Annotated in this window: 22 protein-coding genes and 2 pseudogenes; 14 read left to right on the top strand and 10 right to left on the bottom strand. The window is 28.3% G+C overall.

Annotated elements, in window-relative coordinates; genetic code table 11:
- Positions 1-19: 19 nt before the first annotated feature.
- The 4 genes from rpsK to infA all read right to left on the bottom strand — a co-directional run bounded on the left by rpsK (position 20) and on the right by infA (position 1,290).
- Positions 20-412: a 30S ribosomal protein S11 gene (rpsK, locus tag CQA69_RS02420; protein WP_002779544.1), complete on the bottom strand. Its 393-nt coding sequence runs from the start codon at positions 410-412 to the stop codon at positions 20-22.
- Between the two features lie 9 nt (positions 413-421).
- Complete coding sequence (gene rpsM / locus CQA69_RS02415; RefSeq protein ID WP_002779545.1) at positions 422-787, bottom strand: 30S ribosomal protein S13; 366 nt, start codon at positions 785-787, stop codon at positions 422-424.
- A 2-nt stretch (positions 788-789) separates the two neighbouring features.
- Positions 790-903: a 50S ribosomal protein L36 gene (rpmJ, locus tag CQA69_RS02410; protein WP_002781429.1), complete on the bottom strand. Its 114-nt coding sequence runs from the start codon at positions 901-903 to the stop codon at positions 790-792.
- A gap of 168 nt (positions 904-1,071) precedes the next feature.
- Positions 1,072-1,290, bottom strand: a complete 219-nt coding sequence (infA, locus tag CQA69_RS02405) for a translation initiation factor IF-1 (protein ID WP_002781436.1) — start codon at positions 1,288-1,290, stop codon at positions 1,072-1,074.
- A gap of 147 nt (positions 1,291-1,437) precedes the next feature.
- Here infA and CQA69_RS02400 point away from each other — a divergent pair, with 147 nt between their 5' ends.
- Positions 1,438-2,514, top strand: a complete 1,077-nt coding sequence (locus CQA69_RS02400) for an NAD(P)-dependent alcohol dehydrogenase (protein ID WP_137620337.1) — start codon at positions 1,438-1,440, stop codon at positions 2,512-2,514.
- A 9-nt stretch (positions 2,515-2,523) separates the two neighbouring features.
- Here CQA69_RS02400 and CQA69_RS02395 read toward each other — a convergent pair whose 3' ends face one another.
- The gene (locus CQA69_RS02395) at positions 2,524-2,970 is read right to left on the bottom strand and encodes a lipocalin family protein (protein WP_137620236.1); all 447 of its coding nucleotides are present in this window, start codon (positions 2,968-2,970) and stop codon (positions 2,524-2,526) included.
- Between the two features lie 119 nt (positions 2,971-3,089).
- On the opposite strand from CQA69_RS02395, the gene CQA69_RS02390 reads away from it, so the two are divergent.
- Complete coding sequence (locus CQA69_RS02390; protein ID WP_137620235.1) at positions 3,090-3,671, top strand: NAD(P)H-dependent oxidoreductase; 582 nt, start codon at positions 3,090-3,092, stop codon at positions 3,669-3,671.
- A 1,244-nt stretch (positions 3,672-4,915) separates the two neighbouring features.
- Here CQA69_RS02390 and CQA69_RS02385 read toward each other — a convergent pair.
- A complete protein-coding gene (locus tag CQA69_RS02385; RefSeq protein WP_171000294.1) occupies positions 4,916-6,073 on the bottom strand; it encodes a galactosyltransferase-related protein in 1,158 nt (385 codons plus the stop codon).
- Positions 6,074-6,214: 141 nt separating this feature from the next.
- On the opposite strand from CQA69_RS02385, the gene CQA69_RS02380 reads away from it, so the two are divergent.
- Complete coding sequence (locus CQA69_RS02380; RefSeq protein ID WP_137620233.1) at positions 6,215-6,631, top strand: helix-turn-helix domain-containing protein; 417 nt, start codon at positions 6,215-6,217, stop codon at positions 6,629-6,631.
- Here CQA69_RS02380 and tupA read toward each other — a convergent pair.
- Positions 6,628-7,437 carry a tungstate ABC transporter substrate-binding protein TupA gene (tupA, locus tag CQA69_RS02375; RefSeq protein ID WP_137620232.1) on the bottom strand — a complete coding sequence of 270 codons (810 nt, stop codon included), beginning with the start codon at positions 7,435-7,437 and terminating at the stop codon, positions 6,628-6,630. The two genes, CQA69_RS02380 and tupA, sit on opposite strands and share 4 nt — an antisense overlap.
- A 96-nt stretch (positions 7,438-7,533) precedes the next feature.
- On the opposite strand from tupA, the pseudogene tupB reads away from it, so the two are divergent.
- The 6 genes and pseudogenes from tupB to CQA69_RS02345 all read left to right on the top strand — a co-directional run bounded on the left by tupB (position 7,534) and on the right by CQA69_RS02345 (position 12,788).
- Positions 7,534-8,223, top strand: a pseudogene (gene tupB, locus CQA69_RS02370) (tungstate ABC transporter permease TupB).
- Positions 8,220-9,201 (top strand): annotated as a pseudogene (tupC, locus tag CQA69_RS02365) (tungstate ABC transporter ATP-binding protein TupC). Before tupB ends, tupC begins: the two co-directional pseudogenes overlap by 4 nt.
- A gap of 105 nt (positions 9,202-9,306) precedes the next feature.
- Positions 9,307-10,131, top strand: coding sequence for a UTP--glucose-1-phosphate uridylyltransferase GalU (galU, locus tag CQA69_RS02360; RefSeq protein WP_137620231.1), 825 nt, complete (start codon positions 9,307-9,309; stop codon positions 10,129-10,131).
- A 231-nt stretch (positions 10,132-10,362) separates the two neighbouring features.
- Entirely contained in the window at positions 10,363-10,812 is a 450-nt protein-coding gene (locus CQA69_RS02355; RefSeq protein WP_137620230.1) for a Dps family protein, read from the top strand.
- Positions 10,800-11,714, top strand: coding sequence for an Mbeg1-like protein (locus CQA69_RS02350; protein WP_246023107.1), 915 nt, complete (start codon positions 10,800-10,802; stop codon positions 11,712-11,714). The genes CQA69_RS02355 and CQA69_RS02350 overlap by 13 nt, the downstream gene beginning before the upstream one ends.
- 39 nt (positions 11,715-11,753) lie before the next feature.
- Positions 11,754-12,788: a DUF4143 domain-containing protein gene (locus CQA69_RS02345; RefSeq protein ID WP_137620229.1), complete on the top strand. Its 1,035-nt coding sequence runs from the start codon at positions 11,754-11,756 to the stop codon at positions 12,786-12,788.
- Here the strand turns inward: CQA69_RS02345 and CQA69_RS02340 are convergent.
- The 3 genes from CQA69_RS02340 to coaE are packed head-to-tail and all read right to left on the bottom strand — an operon-like array spanning position 12,778 to position 14,871.
- Positions 12,778-13,539: a glucosaminidase domain-containing protein gene (locus CQA69_RS02340; RefSeq protein WP_137620228.1), complete on the bottom strand. Its 762-nt coding sequence runs from the start codon at positions 13,537-13,539 to the stop codon at positions 12,778-12,780. The genes CQA69_RS02345 and CQA69_RS02340 overlap by 11 nt on opposite strands.
- Positions 13,514-14,263, bottom strand: a complete 750-nt coding sequence (gene dapF, locus CQA69_RS02335) for a diaminopimelate epimerase (protein WP_137620227.1) — start codon at positions 14,261-14,263, stop codon at positions 13,514-13,516. Before dapF ends, CQA69_RS02340 begins: the two co-directional genes overlap by 26 nt.
- Entirely contained in the window at positions 14,260-14,871 is a 612-nt protein-coding gene (gene coaE / locus CQA69_RS02330; RefSeq protein ID WP_137620226.1) for a dephospho-CoA kinase, read from the bottom strand. The genes dapF and coaE overlap by 4 nt, the downstream gene beginning before the upstream one ends.
- A 60-nt stretch (positions 14,872-14,931) precedes the next feature.
- Between coaE and purM the strand changes: the two genes are divergently transcribed.
- The 5 genes from purM (at position 14,932) to CQA69_RS02305 (ending at position 20,921) form a co-directional block, all read left to right on the top strand.
- Entirely contained in the window at positions 14,932-15,921 is a 990-nt protein-coding gene (purM, locus tag CQA69_RS02325) for a phosphoribosylformylglycinamidine cyclo-ligase (RefSeq protein ID WP_137620225.1), read from the top strand.
- A 24-nt stretch (positions 15,922-15,945) separates the two neighbouring features.
- On the top strand, positions 15,946-18,249 hold the full coding sequence (gene hsdR / locus CQA69_RS02320; RefSeq protein ID WP_407924064.1) for an EcoAI/FtnUII family type I restriction enzme subunit R: 2,304 nt from the start codon (positions 15,946-15,948) through the stop codon (positions 18,247-18,249).
- 35 nt (positions 18,250-18,284) lie between these two features.
- Positions 18,285-18,596: an ATP-binding cassette domain-containing protein gene (locus tag CQA69_RS02315; protein ID WP_137620223.1), complete on the top strand. Its 312-nt coding sequence runs from the start codon at positions 18,285-18,287 to the stop codon at positions 18,594-18,596.
- 109 nt (positions 18,597-18,705) lie between these two features.
- Positions 18,706-19,695 carry an AAA family ATPase gene (locus tag CQA69_RS02310; protein ID WP_246023106.1) on the top strand — a complete coding sequence of 330 codons (990 nt, stop codon included), beginning with the start codon at positions 18,706-18,708 and terminating at the stop codon, positions 19,693-19,695.
- Positions 19,692-20,921, top strand: coding sequence for a restriction endonuclease subunit S (locus tag CQA69_RS02305; RefSeq protein ID WP_137620221.1), 1,230 nt, complete (start codon positions 19,692-19,694; stop codon positions 20,919-20,921). Before CQA69_RS02310 ends, CQA69_RS02305 begins: the two co-directional genes overlap by 4 nt.
- The last annotated feature ends 66 nt before the right edge of the window (positions 20,922-20,987 follow it).

Raw genomic sequence — 20,987 nt, 5'->3', positions numbered from 1 at the left:
CCTAAATTTTTCTTATATCTTAGACACGACGACGCTTAGGCGGTCTGCAACCATTGTGAGCCAATGGAGTGATATCTTTTAAGAAAGTAACTTTAATCCCTTCCATAGCACCTACGCTTTTTACAGCAGTTTCTCTACCGCTTCCAGGTCCTTGCACTTTTATGCCTACTTCTTTAATCCCGTGTTCTTTTGCTTTATTTAAAGCGTCTTCTACTGCTTGTTGTGCTGCATAAGGGGTTGATTTTTTAGAACCTTTAAATCCTAAACCACCTGCACTGCTCCAAGCAATCGCATTTCCCATTTCATCTGTAACTGTTACCATGGTATTGTTAAAAGTTGCACTGATATATACAATACCCTTTGCTATATTTTTTTTAACTACTTTTTTCTTTACAATTTTTCTTTTAGCCATTTTTTATCCTTATGATTTTGCACCAACGGTTTTTCTTTTACCCTTGCGAGTTCTAGCATTTGTTTTTGTTTTTTGACCACGAACAGGCAAGCCTTTTCTATGTCTTAAACCTCTAAAACTTCCCAAATCCATAAGAGCTTTGATATCCATAGCAACTTGTTTTCTAAGATCCCCTTCAACCATATAGTTTTCTTGGATTTCTTTTCTGATTGCTGCTGCTTCATCTTCGCTAAGCTCATGCACTCTTTTATCATAAGAAATTCCTGTTTTGTCAAGAATTTTTCTTGATGTAAAAAGCCCTATACCGTAAATATAAGTAAGTCCATACTCAATTCTTTTTTTCTTTGGTAAATCAACACCTGCAATACGAGCCATGTTTATCCTTGTCTTTGTTTATGTTTTGGATTTTCGCAAATAATGCGAACTACGCCTTTACGGCGAACTACTTTGCACTTGTCGCACATTTTTTTAACAGATGGTCTCACTTTCATGAGCGTCTCCTTATTAAGTAAATTCCACTTGATTTGCGACTGCATCAGGTTTTATGAATAACCAACTATTTTTAAAATAAGTGGTGAATTTTAAAAATACTTCTTTCATAGTTCGATACAAAATGTCGCAAAAATGCTAATTTTATCGAAAAAAAACTTTTAATTAGCTTATTTATATCTAAAAGTAATGCGTCCTTTATCAAGACTATAAGGGGTAAGTTCTACTTTAACTTTATCACCAGGCATAATTCTTATATAATGCATACGCATTTTTCCTGCAATGTGACAAAGAATGACATGTTTATTGTCTAATTCTACTTTAAAATTTGCATTGGGTAATGCTTCAAGTACTGTTCCGTCAATTTCTATTACATCATCTTTTGCCAAAAGTTTTCTCCTTTTAATTTTTAAAATGTAAAAATTATTCTATCAAAAATTATTAAAAAATTTACTTATTTTTTGTTATTTATCGTTTGATATTTTTTTGATAAAATAAAAACAACCAAATCTTTATAAAAAGGAGATGAAATAATGATCGATTATAAAATTTTAGACAATGGAAGAATTTATAGCAAGGGCTATGCCATGCTTAGCAAGGATGCAAAATTTACCCCATTTGAATTTTCTCGTCATGCTATAGGCGATAATGATATTTTGATAAAAATTTTATACGCAGGAATTTGTCATAGCGATGTGCATACTGCAAAAAGTGAGTGGGGATCGACTATTTATCCTTGTGTTCCTGGCCATGAGATCGCTGGAGAGGTTATTGCTGTGGGTAAAAATGTGAGTAAATTTAAAGTAGGCGATTATGCGGGTGTGGGTTGTATGGTAAATTCTTGTGGAGAATGCGAAGCTTGCAAGCAATCACAAGAGCAATTTTGCGAAAATGGAAAAACAATCTATACTTATAATTGTAAAGATATTTTTCATAATAATGAAATCACTTATGGTGGTTATTCTAACAATATAGTCGTGAGTGAAAAATTTGCCGTTTGTGTTCCTAAAGATGCGCCTCTTGAGAAAGTTGCCCCTTTACTTTGTGCGGGTATTACAACTTACTCACCTTTAAAATTTTCTAAGATTAAAGAAGGATCTTATGTTGGTGTAGCAGGATTTGGTGGACTTGGAATGATGGCGGTTAAATATGCTGTCAAATTAGGTGCAAAAGTCAGTGTTTTTGCACGAAATGAAAATAAAAAAAGCGATGCTTTAGCAATGGGTGTAAGTTCTTTTTATACAAGCACGGATAAAGATGTAGTTAAAGAACGTTTTGATTTGATTATCTCAACCATTCCAACCCCATATGATCCTTCTGTTTATCTTGATTTGCTTAAATTTGGAGGAGAATTTGCTGTAGTAGGACTTCCACCTGTTGAGCATAAAATAGGAATTCAAATCAATACTTTAATCCATAAAGCAGGAAAAAGAGTTTATGGATCTTTAATAGGTGGGATAGCTGAAACTCAAGAAATGCTTGATTTTTCACTTAAAAATAAAATTTACCCAGAAACCGAGCTAATCACTCCACAAGAAATCGATAAAGCTTATGAAAATTTAACTTCCGGAAAAGCAAAATTTCGCTACGTAATCGATATGAGAAAAGAATAAATTTTTTAATCAGCGATCAAAAATAAGATCGCTGATATTAAAATTTCTTTCTTCGGCAATTTTTAAAAGTTCTTGTAAAGTTTTTTCATCTAGTTTTTCTCTTGCTAAAATCCATAAATATTTTTTATCAGGACTTCCTACGATGGCTACTTTATATTCTGTATCTATAAAGATAATTTCATAATTGGTTTTGTTAAAAAGATTCATAAAAAAATTAAAGCTTACGGCTAATTTTCGATTAGCATTTAGCTTTGCTTTACCTTTAATGCTTGAAATTTCATTTTCTTTTTGGCAAAAATTTTCTATCTCTATATAAGGAGTTTCACCTTTGTATTTTAATGTGTATTTAGCCTTTGAGCTTTGGCAAGTTTTTTGAAAAAAATTTGGTTTTCTAGCAATCTCAAGCCATTCACCCATATAATTTTGTAAATTTATATCACCAATTAGTTCTATCATAAATTTATCCTTTTTTAAAATTTTAATATTTATAAGCTTATATATTTTTTAGATGATTTATATTTTGGTTATCGTTAAAGAGTTAAAATATTTTAAAATTATTTTGAAAGGTATAAGTGATGAAAAATGTATTTTTAATTAATGGAGCAAAAGAATTTGGACATTCTAAGGGTCAGCTTAATCTCACTTTGCATAATCATGCTGTTAAAATTTTAAGCGATTTGGGATTTGAAATTTTACAAACGCACATTGATAAAGGTTATAATGTGCAAGAAGAATTAGAAAAATTTTTAAAATCTGATGTTATTATATATCAAATGCCAACTTGGTGGATGGGTGAACCTTGGATTGTTAAAAGATACATCGATGAAGTTTTTACAGCAGGGCATGGCAAACTTTATACTAATGATGGAAGAAGTCATGAAAATCCTAAGAAAAATTATGGAAAAGGTGGTTTAGCTAAAGATAAAAAATATATGTTTAGCTTGACTTGGAATGCCCCAATTGATGCTTTTAATGATAAAAACGAATTTTTTGAAGGTAAGGGCGTGGATATGGTGTATTGGCATTTACATAAAGCTCACGAGTTTTTAGGTATGAAGGCTTTAGAAACCTTTATGTGCAATGATGTGATGAAAAATCCACAGATTGAAAAATACCTAAGTGACTATGAAGCACATTTGAAAAAAGTTTTTAAATAAAATCTAAAATTAAGTTTTATTTAGATTTAAATTAATAAATTCTTTCAAAGCATTTTCAAGCTCGTTTCTTTTTATTGTAATGCTTTGAGTTATTTTTCTTGATATGTGCATTCTAGTATAAAGGTAAAATATTTATTTTAATTTTTACAAATACTATATTTACACCAATAAATATATAATTTATAAAGATTTTTTTAAAATAAATTTCAAAGGTTTCATAAAAGGTTTTTTTTGCTATCCATTATGAAAGTTTTAGACTAGCGATAAATTTTCTAAAAAGTCTATAGAATCTAAAATGTGAAAATTTAGATTGTGTGATAGTAATAAAAGTATTATCTTTTAAATTTCCTTTAATTTTTTTCTTTTTAATTTCATAAATATAAGGTTTATAAACTAGAGAATCGAGCTTGTAAATTGTTTTTTAGAGTTTGTGCCTTGAAGATATTTTTTACCTTTAATAATAATTTGATAAAAATCTATAGCCACAACTCTATTTATTATTTTATCCTGTTTTTTATAGGACTATAATAATTTTTTCCAAAAATATAAAAATCAAAGATAAGATAATGTAAAAATCGGAGCATTTTCATTTCATCAACTTTAAAATCATTATTTAGAATTCTAAGAATTGAATTTTTAAGTTCAAATTCATTTCTTGCTTGTAAATTAAATCATTAAAAGCATAGAATGCCCCACCGCAGATTATGCAAGGTTTTTGCATCATTAAAGCATATAATCCAACGCCAGAATTTTATTAATACGCAAGCTTCACAAATTTGTATAAGATCTAAAAAAATTGTATCATCAGGAGCAAAAAGTAAATTTTTATAAACCTTTTTATTTAGTGTTAAATCTAAAGGGTATTTTTTGGCTATAAATATTACATCTTATTTTATAAACTCTTTGGCTAATTTATCAACGATTTTTAAGAAACCTTGATAATCAAAAGGTGGTTTGGAAAAATATTTAATGACTGTATCACTTGGAACTTGTAAAGCTATAAAGATAACTTTATTTATGGCGGATTCCTAGTGTTCTACGAAGTTCTATTTCACTTTGTCTTAAGTCTTGTTTTTCAAGGTAATTTTCATTGTAAAAAAGTTCTTTATTAATGAAATTTTTTGTTTTTAAAATTTGTTCCTCGTTTAAAATTTTATTCCAATTTTTTTCATCATAGGAATTAGAATCATAATTAAAACCTTCATCGAAAAACCAACTATCATTTATCGCCCCTCTTTCCCAAATTATATAGGGAATTTTGCTCTTTGCAAAATTGATAAATTTTTAAGTCTTAATTCATTATCATAGGGGTTAAAAAGTATAATATTTGAAATTTCATTATTTTTTAAAAAAATCAAAAACGCTTTTTTATTAAGTTTTGGTTCGTTTTCATAATAATCAAAAAAATCTCCTTCTAATTTAAAAATACATTCTCCAATAAAAACACTGATTTGATTTAAAATGCGATGAGAAGTGGAATTTTCCTGAAATAAAGCAAGATTTTTTTTATTTTTTACAGAATTTTCTTGCAAAGACTCTATAAAATGATTTTTTTTAGATAGGTTTTTAAAAAATTTTTTATGATTGGAATCTCTATTATTAAAATATCCATTTTGATTAGGCTCTATGTGCCAAAGATGATAAAGATAGATTCCATAAACGGCTGCTTCATTTCCTACTATTGAAAATAAAGCCCTAAAGCCTTTAAAATCATTAAAATTCCAATTTCTATAATCAAAATCTAAGTTATTTGGCAGGGCTTCAAAAGTAGCACAATTTTTTAAAATTCGCATCATTAGATCAAAATCTTCATAGCCATGCCCTATAAATTCCTTATCATTTCCACCGAGTTCTAAAAATTTAAAGCGATTCATTACAATAGTACTTGAAGCAGGAGTTAAGAATTTTATAAATTTTTTGTCAAACAGTAAATCCTGCTTAATTATATTATCCCATAAAGAAAGTTTGCGATTTTGTAAAATTTCCGTACCCAATTCATTTAAAAATACACAAGGTAAAACTAAAAAAGCATTGGGATTTTTATCTATTTCTTTTATAGAGATGAGTTCTAAAATATTTTCTAAATTTTTTTCACTTATAACACAATCGACATCCAAAGACATTACTACATCACTTTTTGCATTGATAACACCCAAATTTCTGCATTGTCCTGTAGAAAAAACTTTACTAGCTTGTTGAATTTCATCTTTAATGTAACGATGCCCTTGATTTTCAATTAAAATTTTAAGTTCTGGATGTTCTATCGACGAAAAACCTTCTACAAAAATATACTCAACTGATTCATTACTAACATAGTGTTGAGCTTTTTCTATTACTCTTTCTTTGATATAAGGACGCTCTTTGCTTGTCCCAAAAGGAATGATTATAGATAACTTTGCCAAATTTTTCAACCTTAACTTAAATAATAAATATATTTTTATAGAAAAAATATAAAATTATAGATAATCGATACTTAAATTATACTTTTACGATAATAAATTGGCTTATTATTATTATATAAACTATAAATTAAAAGTGGAAAAATGAAAGTTGTCGATAGAATCAATGAAATTTTAAAAGAAAAAAATATCAGCAAAAAGGAATTAGCCAATCGCTTGATTAATCTAGGAATGAAAGCCAATAAGACCGGAGAAATTCCTACACTTTCAAGTATCTATGCATATTTAAACGGAAATATCGATATCAAAGCCGATATGATACCTTTTATTGCCGATGCTTTGGGGATTTTTGAACAAGAGCTTTTTAGCGATAAAAAAGAAGAGAATTTTAAAATTATCAATAAGCTTTATAAAAACAAACCTTTGCATCAAAATTATGCCGAGCTTATAGAACTTTTTGAATTTTTATCGCCAAAAAATTTAGAAATTTTAGAAGAAATTTTACTTGAAAATAAAGCAAAAAGCTTAGAAATTAGCTCTTTGCTTAGAAAAAAATTTTAATCCTTTCTTGTTTTAGCATCCACTATAAATAAAGGTTTATAGAGTAGTTTAAATCCGCTAATAAAACTTAAAGTATCATCATTTGTAAGCCAATTGATGAATTTTTTTGCTTCAGTGTAATTAACATTTTTGCAATGCTTTGGATTTACCGCGATTACAGAATAAAAATTTTTCAATCTATCATCACCTTCATTAACGATGATCAAATTTGGTTTTCCTTTTTCATTAAATTCATACTTGATATAAGTACCACGATCGGTTAAAATCACCCCTTTTTTTTCTTCAGCGATTTTAATACTTGCGAGCATTCCTTGTCCGCTTTGTTGATACCAGCTTTCTTTTTCTGGAACTTTACCTATGCTTTTCCACAAGCTTTTTTCTTTATTATCGGTGCCTGATTTGTCCCCTCTTGAAATAAAGGTTAATTTTTCATCTCTTATAAGTTTTAAACTCTCTTCTAAATTTTTACCCTTAAATTTTGGTGCTAAAGATTTATCCGCAATAATTACAAAATCATTATACATTACAGGAGTTCTATCAACTCCATAACCTTTTTTGATGAATTCCTTTTCAGCTTTTGGAGAATGCACAAAAAGCACATCTGCATTACAATCTTCACCCATTTTCAAAGCCGCACCTGTGCCAACAGCAACCCATTTTAAAGTATTGCCTGTTTCTTGCTTATAAAGAGGTTGTAAGCCATCGAGCAAGCCTGTATTGTCAGTGCTTGTTGTGGTTGCCATTCTTAATTCTACTGCTTGAATATTTAAAGCCAAAAACAATCCTAGAAATATCGTTTTTTTCATCTTTTTCCTCTAAAAATTTTTACAAATATAATGTAGAAAGATTTTAACATAAATTATGCTAAAATTTCTTAATTTATTTTTTTTGGACTTGTGAATTTGGAATATATTTTTGATGGTTTTAAGCAAGCTTTATTATTGTTATTAAATGCTGATGATAGTGTGATTTCAGCCATAAAAAACAACCATGTTAAGTTCTAGTATATCTATAGTTTTAGCTTTACTAGTAGGCTTTCCTTTGGGTTTTCTTTTAGGTTTTTTTAATTTTAAATTTAAACGTTTTTTAAGGCTTATAATTGACACAAGTCTTCTTTTCCAACGGTAGCTGTAGGATTAATTTTATACGCTTTGATTTCAAATCGTGGACCTTTAGGGGAACTTAGCTTACTTTTTACCATAAAAGCTTTAATTTTAGGTCAATTTATACTAGCCTTACCCATAGCAATAGCTCTTTTTGTGAATTTAGTTGAAAATATTAGTAAAAAGCAATTATTGTATATTAAATCTTTACATTTAAACAAAATAAAACTTATAGTAACGATTATTTATGAATTACGCTTTGCTCTTGTAAGCGTTATAGCTTTAGTTTATGGACGCATTGTTGCTGAGATAGATGTAGCCATGATAGTGGGCGGAAATATCAAATACGATACAAGAACGATTACAACGGCAATTTCTTTAGAAACCAATAAAGGTGAATTTGCCAGTGGCATTGCTCTTGCTTTGGTTTTGATTTTGATAGCTTTTGTTTTAAATTGCATCATTTATAAATTAAAAGGGATTAAGTGATAGAGCTTAATAATTTTAGTTTTAGTTATAATCAAAAAATATTTTAAATATTAAAAATTAGTTTTAGATACTAGTAAAATCAGTATTTTAATGGGTTTAAATGGGAGCGGAAAATCTACACTTTTAAGAATTCTTAAATTTCTTGAAGGTGATTTTGAAAATATTTCTTATTTTGGAAAAATACATTTAAATTCAGATGAAAAGCGTCAAATTTATCTTCTTTTTCCAGAACCTATATTTCTAAATCGTAGTATTGAAAAAAATTTTTCATTTCTTTTAAAAAACTTATAAAATTGATTTAAAAGAAAGTCAAAATTGCATCGATGAAACTTTTAATTTGCTTGAGATCGACAAAAGTTTGCTTAAAAAACATCCCAATGAACTTTCCTCAGGACAAAGTCAAAAACTTGCTTTTGCTTTGGCTTTAAGTGGTTCGTGCAAAATATTATTTATTAGACGAGCCTAGTGCTTTTTTAGATCAAAAAACAGCTATTTTGTTTAAAAAAGCAATTTTATTTATGCAAAAAACTTACAATAGCGGCTTTTTAATTGCAAGTCATGATAAAGTTTTTTTAGATTCTTTAGTACAAAAAAAGATATTACTTGCATTCTGGTGAAATTTTGGAATTTGAAAATACTAATGTTTTTGATCTTGAAAATAAGGGAATTTATTTTGATCGTTTTATAGATTTTAGTCCTTATATGGAAAAAAATTCAAGTAAAATAGCAATAAATCCTTATAAAATTTCTTTTGCAAAAGAAAAAGATAATTTAGATCATGCTTTTGATTTTATTATTGATAAATGTTTAGTTATAGATTTAAGAACTAGAAAGGATTTTATTTTTGTGCGTATTAAAATTCAAGATAAAATTTTAGAATTTGCCTTAAGTCAAGAGCAATTTAACAAAAGTGGTTTAAATTTATATAATGAAATTATTCTTGCGTTTAATCAAGATGCTATTTATTTTTTAGATTAACATAATTTTTGTAAAATCATTTTTTTAAGATTAAAATTCAATTGTAATTTAAAAAATATTAATAGAAAATCGTTATTGATTTTAGTTTAAAAATAAAGGATTATTATGTTTCAAACTTGTATTTTTCCTGCAGCTGGCTATGGGACTAGATTTTTACCCGCTACAAAAAGTTTGCCTAAGGAAATGTTGCCTATACTTACTAAACCTTTAATTCATTATGGAGTCGATGAGGCTTTAGAAGCTGGGATGGATAATATGGGTTTTGTTACAGGAAGAGGCAAGAGAGCTTTAGAGGATTATTTTGATATTTCTTATGAGCTAGAACATCAAATTTCTGGAACAAAAAAAGAATATTTACTTAAAGATATAAGATCTTTAATCGATCGTTGCACTTTTATCTTTACACGTCAAAATGAAATGCGTGGATTAGGTGATGCAGTACTTAAAGGTAAATCTTTAGTGCGAGATGAGGCTTTTGGAGTTATTTTGGCTGATGATTTATGCGTGAATGAAAACGGCTTAAATGTAATGGCACAAATGGTTAAGATTTATGAAAAATATCGTTGTACTGTTATAGCGGTTATGGAGGTACCAAAAGAACAAGTTTGTAATTATGGAGTGATCGCTGGAAATACAGTAGAGGAAAATTTGATCATGGTAAATTCTATGATAGAAAAGCCTGATCCTGATGAGGCTCCGAGTAATTTAGCTATTATTGGGAGATATATTTTAACTTCTGATATTTTTGAAATTTTAGAAAATACCCAAGAGGGTAAAAATGGAGAAATTCAACTCACCGATGCACTTTTAACTCAAGCAACTAATGGTATGGTTTTAGCTTATAAATTTGAAGGAAAGCGTTTTGATTGCGGTAGTGTAGAGGGTTTTGTCGAAGCGACCAATTATTTTTATAAAAAAAGCAAGTGTTAAAAAATTTGATTTTAATGATAAGTTTATTGATTTTATGTAATAAAAATCACTAGTCAAGCTAGATTGAGGTTGGAAAATTGATTTTAAAAAATATTTTAAAATCCTAGTATTTTTTTAAATAAAAAGAGTATAATAATTATAAATAAATTTTATAATATAAATTTTTAACTAATAATAATTATTATTTAAGAATTTTGTGTTATAATTTTAAAAAATAAAAAAGGAGTTACAATGTCAGTTGTTAAACAATTATTACAAATGCAAGCGGATGCTCATCATTTATGGATTAAATTCCATAATTATCATTGGAATGTAAAAGGTTTGCAATTTTTTTCAATCCACGAATACACAGAAAAAGCTTATGAAGAGATGGCAGAGCTTTTTGATGATTGTGCTGAAAGAGTATTGCAACTTGGTGAAAAAGCCATCACTTGTCAAAAAGTATTGATGGAAAATGCTAAAAGCCCTAAAGTGGGTAAAGATTGCTTTACGCCAACTGAAGTTATTGAGCTAATCAAACAAGATTACGAATATCTTTTGGCTGAATTTAAAAAATTAAACGAAGCATCAGAAAAAGCAGGAGATACAACTACAGCAGCATTTGCACAAGAAAATATTGCAAAATATGAAAAAAGTCTTTGGATGCTTAGATCCACTTTACAAAATACTTGCAAAATGTAATTAGAAAGGGGTTTTTACCCCTTTATGATTTTGATACCTTTTTAAATTTATCCTTTAAGAAATCTTTAACTCTTCAAGAATTAGATTTTAAAGAAAAATTATATTCTCAATTCCAAAAAGATAAAGATGATTTGATTAAGATATATCATTATTCTTTGCTTTCACATGCTGCTTATTTGAATTTGGACTCAAAAGATATGTTTTATCAAATTAAACAAAAAGAACTTTTTAAAGTTTTAACAAATTCTTCTTATGAAAATGGTATAGCTATAGGCAAATTTGATCCTTTTATAGCATTTTATTTTATAAAAAATTTTGTTTTACTCGCTCATATCAATGAAAATTTTTCAGAGTCTAAGGGTGGTTTTAGGGCAAGTTTATTTCAAGATAAAAACACTCAAGAATTTATTTTAGCCATTGCTGGGAGTGATTTAAGACCGATTAAATTTGACTTCGGAGATATTTGGAGTGATTTTTTAATTTTAAATCACAAAATTCCTAAAGCGCAATATTTGTCCTTGTGTTCTTTTTATAAAAAAATAAAATCACAATTTCAATTTAGAAAAATTACTTTGGTGGGCCATTCTTTAGGTGGGTATTTAGCACAAATTTTCATAGCACGTCTTAGCTTTGCTGTGGATAAAATTTATACTTTTCAAGCTCCTGGACTTTCTAAAAATATAAGAAATAATATTTTTAATCATCTTGATTATATAAAAAATAATTCTTATCATTTTTATACGTATCATTTGGCTAAGGAGCAAATTTATTGGCATCATTTTAATTTTGTTCAGGCTTTGCATTCTAAAATAGGAAATAAGATTGTATTGAATTTAGGAACGAGACTGCATCATCCAAAACTTTGTCCTGTTGTGATGCATAAAGTTTTAAAACTTTTATGAAGAAAAAATTATTATAATTTCCTTTTTAAAAGGAAAAAAATGAAAATATTAAATTTTTTTTATGAAAATGCATCCAAATTTGAAATGAGCTATGAAAGAAAGGTGCAAATTTCACATGCTAATATCATTCTTAAGGGCCCGAAAAAATCAGGCAAAAAAACCTTGATTTTTAATTATTTATCTCAATTTAAACAAGAAGAGATTTTATTTTTAAATTTTAATGATATACGTTTTGAAAAAGAGAGTCTAAAGCAACTTGGATTTTTTTTACAAAATAATATTCAAATTAAAATTCTTTGTCTTTATGGAGTAGATTTTTCTTTGGATTTAAAAGATATAAAAATTCCTATTATTATAAGCACAAACAGAAAAGATTTGTATATTGATGGTTTTAAAGAATTACAATTGGATTATTTTGATTTTGAAGAATTTATAAGTATTAATAAAAATTTGCCTATCAATCATTTAGTAGGTCTTTTTTTGCAAATAGGTCGTAGTGAATTGAGTCAAAAAAATGAGCTTTTAAAACATAATTTTAATTCTTTAGAAATTGAAATTTTAAAATATTTAGCCAAAAACTTAGGACAACAAATAAGCATTTCTAAGCTTTTTTTGGAACTTAAAACAAGAATAAAAACCTCAAAAGATAGTGTTTATCACGCCATAAAAGAGCTTGAAAATACATATACAATTTATCCCATAACTCACGATGAGAAAAAACTTCAAAAAATCTATTTTAGAGATTTTGGTTTAAGAAATAATCTTTGTATTTATAAAGATTTTTCTCATTTGTTTGAGAATGTGATTTTAAATGAACTTTTTAAATTTCAAGAGGATTTTTTTTACAATAAATATTTTCATTTTTATAGTAAAAAATTAAAAATTGCCTATATATCTAGCCCAACTTTAGATATTGATTTGATTAAAATTCGTGCTAAAAAAATCCTTCCTAAGGTTATAGATATTGGGATATTTCATATTATTTTTATCACTCTTTCAAGCGAAGATAGCTTTTTTGAGCAAGGAGTCAAATTTGAAGTTTTGCCTTTTGATAAATTTGCACTCAGTTTTTAGTTTTAAAAAGTTCTAAGCTCGGTTTGGAATTCAAATTATCATATTTTTCTAGATTGTATTTATTTATAACTTTTATAACAAGCTCTATATAATGCCCCTTAAGTTCTGAATAGGCATGCAATGTTTTTATAGCTTCTAAGCCTTGAATTTTTTTACCTTCTTTCATATCTTTATATCTTGCTTCTCTAAAATCAGCATAAGCAAAATGTCTGTTTAAATTTAAAACATAAGAATTTACACTATCTTGCAAAGAATCAAAAATTTTAATTTTATGTTTTTTCTTTGGATGTCTTGAATCAGGAATTAAACCTTTATCCCCCCAAGTCCATTCTCCAAAAAGATTATTTGCTTCTCTTGCAAAACGACTAGTACCGGTTGCACTTTCAACTAAAGCTTGTGCTATACCCATAGATTTTGGAATAGGAGCAATTCTTTTTTTATATTCATAATAATCAAAAAGATTTTGCACGCGATATTTTTCTTTAAGTTCTAAAAGTTTTTCCAAGTTTTCTTGATCGGCTGTTCTAAAACCATCTTTATTTGCTTGTTTGAAAAATGCGTTTATAAAATCTTGCTCTTTAGCAATTTCTTTAAAGCTTTCATCAAACATCGCATTCATTTTAACAAAAAAAATTTTTCTTTTTTCTTCTGTGTCTAAGTTGTAATAATCTTCTCCAAAGCCATCTTTTAAATTTTGTGTAGCAAAAATTTGACTCAAAAAAAGACTAAGAAAAATTATAATTTGCTTCAAAGCAGTATCTTACCTTTCCTTTAAAAAACAATTCTTCATGTTCTAATCTAAAATCAACTTTTTCTCCGCTTTTTGGAAATACGCTAGCTTTATCTTGAATTTTTTGTTCTAAAAATGCAAGATAAAAACAAGCTCCCATTCCTGTCCCACAAGCTAAAGTTTCATTTTCGACACCGCGTTCAAAGGTTCGCACCTTTAAAGAATTTTGATCTATAATTTTTGCGAAATTGACATTTGCATTATACTTTTTTCTCATTTTTTGACAAAGTATGATATCAAATTCATCTAAATTTTTGCAAAAATGTACCAAATGCGGCACTCCAGTATCGCAAATTTGCCAAATTTTTCCTAATTCTTCAAATTTACTTTCTATATTTTTAACTTTTCCAAATGAAATTTCTACCAAATCATTTTCAACTTCGGCCTTGATCACACCTGCTCCAGTTAAAAAAGTCATTTTTGATGGTGTTTTATTGATATGGTGTGCAAAATGTGCTGCAGCTCTTGAGCCATTGCCACACATACTTGCATAAGATCCGTCATTGTTATAAAATTCCCATTCAAAATCGTATTTTTCATGAGGCAAGATCACGATAAAACCATCAGCACCTATGCCTTTATAGCGATCGCAAATTTCTTTAGCTAATTCACTTCTATTTTCTTTTTTATCAGCATTTGTGATGACAAAATCATTGCCATTAGCATAGTATTTGTAAAATTTCAAATTGCTCCTTTAGAAATTTTTTGCAACATTTGGATACATTTTTTTTCAAAATCGGCATAAGAGCCAGTATTTTTTATAACCAAATCCGCTTTTTTAACTTTTTCTTCGATATCTATTTGCGAATAAAGCCTTTTTTTAGCAGCTTCTAAGCTTAAGTTATCCCTTTTTATAAGTCTTTGTAAGCTTAGCTCTTTAGGGGAGTAGATCAATATTACTTTGCCTAAATTCTCATAAGCTTTGCTTTCAAAAAAAAGTGGAATTTCAACGAAATAAGGTTTATTTTCTTTTTCTAAAATTTGCATTTGCTCTAAAATTTGCATTCTAATTTTTGGGTGCGTGAAATCTTCTAATATTTTTTTTGCCTCTTGATCATTAAAAATGATACTACCAAGAATTTTTCTATCGATTTTTTTATCTTCTTTTAATAATTTTTGATTTTTTGTATTGAATTTTGAAAATATTTGTGCAAGTTCTAAAGAGTATTGATCTAAAATTTCATGAGCGATTTCATCCGCGCTAATGCTTTTAAATCCCATAGAATTTGCAATTTGTATAAAAGTGCTTTTACCACAAGCGATTGAAGCAGTTACAAAAAAAGCATTCTTCATCTTATGCCTTATTAAAACTTTTTTCGTTAAAATAACTTTTTATTTCTTAAAGGAAAATTAATGAAAATTTCATACGAAGATGCTGGAGTAAGTATAGATAATGGTAATGCTTTTGTTGAAGCTATAAAGCCACTTGTAAAAGAAACTTTTAATGAAAATGTTATAGGCGGCATAGGATCTTTTTCAGGTGCTTTTAGAATGCCAAGCGGCTTTAAAAAACCTGTGATGTTAAGTGCTACAGATGGAGTTGGGACTAAACTTCGCTTAGCTATAGACGCAAAAAAATACGACACCATAGGGCAAGATTTGGTTGCGATGTGTGTGAATGATCTTATTTGTAATTTTGCTATGCCTTTATTCTTTTTGGATTATTATGCTACGGCTAAATTAGAAGTGGATGTTGCAAAAGTCGTTGTTGAAGGGATCGCTAAGGGTTGTAAGCTGGCAAATTGTGCTTTAATCGGCGGTGAAACTGCTGAAATGCCTGGAATGTATGCAAAAGATGATTTTGATCTTGCGGGTTTTGCTGTGGGTATGGCTGAAGAAGATGAAATCGATAGAAGTAAATTTGTAAAAAATGGTGATATTTTATTGGCACTTCCAAGTTCTGGACTTCATTCTAATGGTTATTCTTTAGCTAGAAAAGTGCTTTTTGAAAGTCTAAAGATGAAGTTTGATGATAAGGTGGAAGGAAAAAATTTAATCGATGTTTTATTGGAGCCTACAAGAATTTATGTGCGTGAATTTCTTACTTTAAAACCTTTTATCAATGCTTTAGCACATATTACTGGTGGGGGCTTGGTTGAAAATTTACCGCGTGTTTTACCGCGTGGAATGGGAGCGATTATCCGAAAACATCATCTTAAAACCCCTGAAATTTTCTATACCATAGGCGAAGCGGTTGAAGAAAGTGAAATGTATAGAAGTTTTAATATGGGTGTTGGTTTAGTGATAGTGGTTGATCCATCAAATGTAAGCAAAGTTTTAGAGGCAAGTGATGCTTTTATCATCGGTGAAATTGTGATCAATGAAGGTATAGTTTTAGAATGATTTTTTAGCTTTTTGGGGATTGTGATGAAAATTCTTTCAGAAGATGATACTAGAGTAAAATTTATAGATACCAAGCTTTATAGTAGTTCTTGGAGTGAAGCCGATATTCGCAGAAATTATTATTTTACAGCCGGTAGAAAGCTTTTAGGTGGTAAAAGCGGCGAAAGAAAATTCGCAGATTATCTGCTTAGATATGAAGGAAACAATCTTGCTATAATCGAAGCTAAAAAACTTAGCAAAGATGCTTTAGATGGCTTGTCTCAAGGCATAGAGTATGCAAAAATTTTAAATGTGCCTTTTGTATATAGTACCAATGGAGAAAAAATTTATGAATACGATATGAGAAGTTCTAGGGGAGGATATATAGATAAATTCCCAACTCCAAAAGAGCTTTTTGATCGAATTTATGGCAATGTTAAAGAGTGGCAATACAAACTTTTAACACAAAAACCGATGTATATACCAGAAAAAGAGTTGAGGTATTATCAAAAAATAGCGGTTGATAAAGCCATAGAAGCGATTATAAATGATAAAGATAGAATTTTACTCACCCTTGCTACTGGCACAGGAAAAACAACTATAGCTTTTGCTTTATGTTATCGTTTGCTAGAAGCAAAATGGAACAAAGAAAACAAAGATCAAAAACCTAAGATATTGTTTTTATGCGATAGGATCACCTTAAGGGATCAAGCTTTGGGGGAATTTAATCCTATAGAGGGTGATTGCAAGGCAATTAGCGCTGAAGAGATAAAGAAAAATGGTGGAAAAATCATAACAAATGCTAATGTCTTTTTTGGAATTTATCAAAGTTTAGCTTCAAATTCAAAAGAACAAGAAAATACTGAAGAACAGCAAGAGAGTAAATTTTATCTTCAATATCCAAAAGATTTTTTTGATCTTATCATTATAGATGAATGTCATAGAGGTGGAGCCAATGAAGAGGGAAGTTGGAGAGCGGTGCTTGAGTATTTTTCTTACGCGACTCAAATCGGTTTAACCGCCACTCCAAAAAAAGAAGAAAATATAGACACTTATGAATATTTTGGAGAAAGTGTTTATGATTATAGTCTTAAAAGTGGTATTGAAGACGGCTTTTTAACACCTTATAAAGTCAAACTTATCAAAACAAGTTTGAGTGATGGTTATACTTATAATCCTAATGATTTGATACAAGGGGATCTTGAAAAAGGTTTTTACAAGCAAAGTGAATTTGAAAGAAATATATTTTTACCAAGATATAATGATTTTATCGCTAAGAAAATTTTAGAGCTTATAAATCCTATGGATAAAACTATCGTTTTTTGTGTCAATCAAGCCCATGCGAGTGAAGTAAAAAGAGCTATAGATAAATACAAAAGCGTTAAAAAAGATGATTATTGTGTAAGGGTAACGAGCGATGAAGGTAAAATAGGGATTGATTATCTAAAGCAGTTTCAAGACAATGATAAAAGCTTTCCTGTCATACTTACGAGTTCTAAAATGCTTACAACGGGCGTGGATGCTAAAAATGTCCGCAATATCGTTTTGCTAGCAAATATAGGTTCTATGGTGGAATTTAAGCAAATCATCGGGCGTGGCACTAGAGTTTATGAAGGTAAGGATTTTTTTACTATACTTGATTTTGTCGGTGCTACTAAGCTTTTTTATGATCCAAAATGGGACGGTGAAAAAATAGAAGAAATCAAAGAAAAAGAACAAGAAAGAAAAATCACTAAAGAGACAAAGAAAACAAAAGAAGAAAGCAAAGAGAAAAAAAGAGTAACTGTGCATCTTGTAGGCACAAAACTTAAAGTTTTAGATATCGAGACAAGTTATATGGGATTAGAGGGTAAGCCACTTCGAACTAAGGAATTTTTGGAATTTTTGATAGGCAAGCTGGGTGAGTATTATGATGATGAGAAAAAATTACGTGAAATTTGGAGCATCCAAAGCAATAGAGAGAATTTTTTAAAAGCTCTTGAAAAAGATAGAGTGGATGAGGATGCTTTAAAAGATTTGAGTGAAATTTTTGAAAAGAAAGATTGTGATATATATGATGTTTTGGCGCATTTAAGTTTTAATAGCGAGATCAAAACAAGGCAAGAACGTGTTTTGCAAGTAGAAAATAGCGAATTCTTAAAACGTTTTCAAAAAGAAAAGGCTATAAAATTTATAGAATTTTTACTGAATCGATATCAAGAATACGGCATAAAAGATTTTGATGAGGGTTTAAAACCGCTTATAGAGCTTAGCTCTTTAGGCAATGCAAGAGAATTGGCCGATGAATTTGGAAGTTTAGAAAATTTAAAGCAAAGTTTTGATGACTTGCAAAGGGAAATTTATTTATGATAAAATTGAAAGTAAATTTGTAAAAAGGATAGTTCATGGAAAATCAAGAAATTAAAATTATTATAGAGAATATAAAAAAAATAAAAAAAATGGAATTTATTTTAAAACTAGAAAAAGGAATTATTGTTATTTCCGGAGATAACGCTAGTGGTAAATCGACATTATTAACTTGTATTGCCAAGTTGGTTCAACGTTCATCATTAAACAATGAATTTAGGGGAATATATGAAAATGGGAGAGTAACATACGTTTCTTTAGACAAAAAATTCATATGGGAAAAAAATCGAAATTGGCATGAAACTAGTTCAAAACATGAAGATATGTTTTTTATAGGTGGTTTTTTTTGAATCTTCCATATTAAATGGTTTGAGATTTAATCAATTAGAAAATAAAAATTATTTAAAAAATTATAGAAATGCACATGACGCATCAGATTTTATAAAAAGTGAGTTAGAAATGATCATAAATGGTGAAAATACCGGATATTTTAATAGTTTGAGGTATATAAAATCACCTAAAAAGATTTATTTTTTAGAACAAAATGGTCACAATATAAGTGAATATGATTTTAGCACAGGGGAATACTTTGTTTTATCAATCTTAAAAATTATAGATACATTAAAAAATAAAATAGATAAACTTAGATTGTTTATTATCGATGAAATTGATTTAGCTCTGCATCCATCGGCACAACACAGATTGTTTAAAAAATTAGAAAAATGGTATAAAGACTATAATTTATTATTTATAATTGCTACACATTCTTTGGTGATATTAGAAGAATCAAAACCTAATAATACATATTATATAGAAAATCAAAATATATATAATCCTATATATCCTGCATTTATTACTTCAAAATTATATAAACTTTATTTTTATGATAGGATTATTTTGGTTGAAGATGAATTAGCAAAAAAATTTGTCAAAAAAATAATTGAAACCAAAATGAAAGATATACAATTAAAATATCTTATACTCTCTATAGGAGGATACGAAAATGTTATGAAACATTATACTGAAAATGATAAAACGAAATTTTATAGCAATGCGAAAGTTGTTGCAATATTGGACGGTGATATTAAAGATGATAAGAAGATAAGACCATATAAATCACATAAACATTTTTTTCTTCCATTTATGAATATAGAGAGGGAAGTTTTTGATTTGCTTGATGATAATAAATTTCTAAATATCTTTGAAAAATATTCTTCGGAAAAGATATGCAACTTTAAATCTATTAAAATGAAAAAAGAAATTTTAAATAAAATAGCTACTTCTAATGAAGTAAAAAATATTTATAAAAAATTCAAAGAAGATATTTCAGAATGTAGTGATTTAAATGTCGAGGAAATAGAAGATAAAATTATAGAATATTTATGCAGCAATGATCAAAAAAATGAGAAATTTATTACAAATCTAAAAGATTTTATAGTATTTGGATGACAAATTTACCGCAGGGTTGGGAAGTTAAAAAGCTTGGTGATATTGTCAAATTAAAAAATGGTTTTGCATTTAAAAGTAATTTATTTTGCGATAAAGGAATCCCTATTGTAAGAATAAAAAATATACAAAATGAAAATATTATTTTAGATGATTTGGTTTTTTGTAATCCAAGTGATTATAAAAATGATTTAAATAATTATTTAATATTTAAAAATGATATATTAATAGCTATGAGCGGTGCTACTACTGGTAAAATAGGAATATATAATTTAAATGATAAAGCTTATTTAAATCAAAGAATTGGTTTGCTAAGAATTGATAATAGTATTTTAAGAAAATATGTTTTTTGGTTTTTATATTGTAATAGTGAGCAAAATCTTGCAAATGCTTTTGGCGCTGCTCAGCCAAATTTAAATACAGAACAAATACATAATATTCAAATTCCTATGCCACCACTAAAAGAGCAAGAAAGGATAGTGGGGATTTTAGATGAGAGTTTTGCAAAGATCGATGAGAGTATAAAAATTTTAGAGCAAGATTTGCTCAATTTAGATGAATTGATGCAAAGTGCTTTACAAAAGGCTTTCAATCCTTTAAAAGATAAATCTAAAGAAAATTATCAACTCCCGCAAGGTTGGGAATGGAAAAGTCTAGGTGAGATTTGCTATATTACAGATGGTACTCATAAAACTCCACAATATAAAGAAAACGGAATTCCTTTTTTATCTGTGAAAAATATTTCTAAAGGCTTTTTTGATTTAAGCGATGTGAAATATATATCATTAGAAGAGCATAATAAACTTATAAAAAGAGCCAAACCGAAGTTTGGGGATATTTTAATTTGTCGTATAGGAACTTTGGGTAAAGCTATAAAGGTTTGTTTGGAATTTGAATTTAGTATATTTGTTAGCTTGGGGCTTTTAAAACCTAAAATATCAATAATTAGTGATTATTTGGTTTATTTTTTGAATTCCCATTTTATTGAAATATGGATTAATAATAATAAAGTTGGCCAAGGAACACACACCGCAAAACTAAATTTAAGTGTTTTAGAAAAATGTCCTATAGCTATACCACCACTAAAAGAGCAAGAGCAAATCGCTTCGTATTTAGATGAGCTTTCCTTAAATATTAAGGCTTTGAAAGAAAATTACAAAACTCAAATCAAAGACTATGAAGAACTTAAAAAATCACTACTGAAAAAAGCCTTTGAAGGAAGATTGTAAATGTTAAAATTTTTGAAAAATTTTAACACATTAGCTAGATATGTTAAAAATTTTTGATTTTTTTTA

The sequence above is a fragment of the Campylobacter estrildidarum genome (genome assembly GCF_005406205.1).
Lineage (GTDB): Bacteria > Campylobacterota > Campylobacteria > Campylobacterales > Campylobacteraceae > Campylobacter_D > Campylobacter_D estrildidarum.
Note: the sequence above shows the minus strand (reverse complement) of the source record. Positions and strands in the feature narration are given on the sequence as shown.

Excerpts from the sequence above, each read along its gene's own strand:
- rpsK (WP_002779544.1), bottom strand. The coding sequence starts at position 412 with ATGGCTAAAAGAAAAATTGTAAAGAAAAAAGTAGTTAAAAAAAATATA.
- rpsM (WP_002779545.1), bottom strand. The coding sequence starts at position 787 with ATGGCTCGTATTGCAGGTGTTGATTTACCAAAGAAAAAAAGAATTGAG.
- rpmJ (WP_002781429.1), bottom strand. The coding sequence starts at position 903 with ATGAAAGTGAGACCATCTGTTAAAAAAATGTGCGACAAGTGCAAAGTA.
- CQA69_RS02395 (WP_137620236.1), bottom strand. The coding sequence starts at position 2,970 with ATGATAGAACTAATTGGTGATATAAATTTACAAAATTATATGGGTGAA.
- CQA69_RS02390 (WP_137620235.1), top strand. The coding sequence starts at position 3,090 with ATGAAAAATGTATTTTTAATTAATGGAGCAAAAGAATTTGGACATTCT.
- CQA69_RS02380 (WP_137620233.1), top strand. The coding sequence starts at position 6,215 with ATGAAAGTTGTCGATAGAATCAATGAAATTTTAAAAGAAAAAAATATC.
- tupA (WP_137620232.1), bottom strand. The coding sequence starts at position 7,437 with ATGAAAAAAACGATATTTCTAGGATTGTTTTTGGCTTTAAATATTCAA.
- galU (WP_137620231.1), top strand. The coding sequence starts at position 9,307 with ATGTTTCAAACTTGTATTTTTCCTGCAGCTGGCTATGGGACTAGATTT.
- CQA69_RS02355 (WP_137620230.1), top strand. The coding sequence starts at position 10,363 with ATGTCAGTTGTTAAACAATTATTACAAATGCAAGCGGATGCTCATCAT.
- CQA69_RS02345 (WP_137620229.1), top strand. The coding sequence starts at position 11,754 with ATGAAAATATTAAATTTTTTTTATGAAAATGCATCCAAATTTGAAATG.
- coaE (WP_137620226.1), bottom strand. The coding sequence starts at position 14,871 with ATGAAGAATGCTTTTTTTGTAACTGCTTCAATCGCTTGTGGTAAAAGC.
- purM (WP_137620225.1), top strand. The coding sequence starts at position 14,932 with ATGAAAATTTCATACGAAGATGCTGGAGTAAGTATAGATAATGGTAAT.
- hsdR (WP_407924064.1), top strand. The coding sequence starts at position 15,946 with ATGAAAATTCTTTCAGAAGATGATACTAGAGTAAAATTTATAGATACC.
- CQA69_RS02315 (WP_137620223.1), top strand. The coding sequence starts at position 18,285 with ATGGAAAATCAAGAAATTAAAATTATTATAGAGAATATAAAAAAAATA.
- CQA69_RS02310 (WP_246023106.1), top strand. The coding sequence starts at position 18,706 with ATGATCATAAATGGTGAAAATACCGGATATTTTAATAGTTTGAGGTAT.
- CQA69_RS02305 (WP_137620221.1), top strand. The coding sequence starts at position 19,692 with ATGACAAATTTACCGCAGGGTTGGGAAGTTAAAAAGCTTGGTGATATT.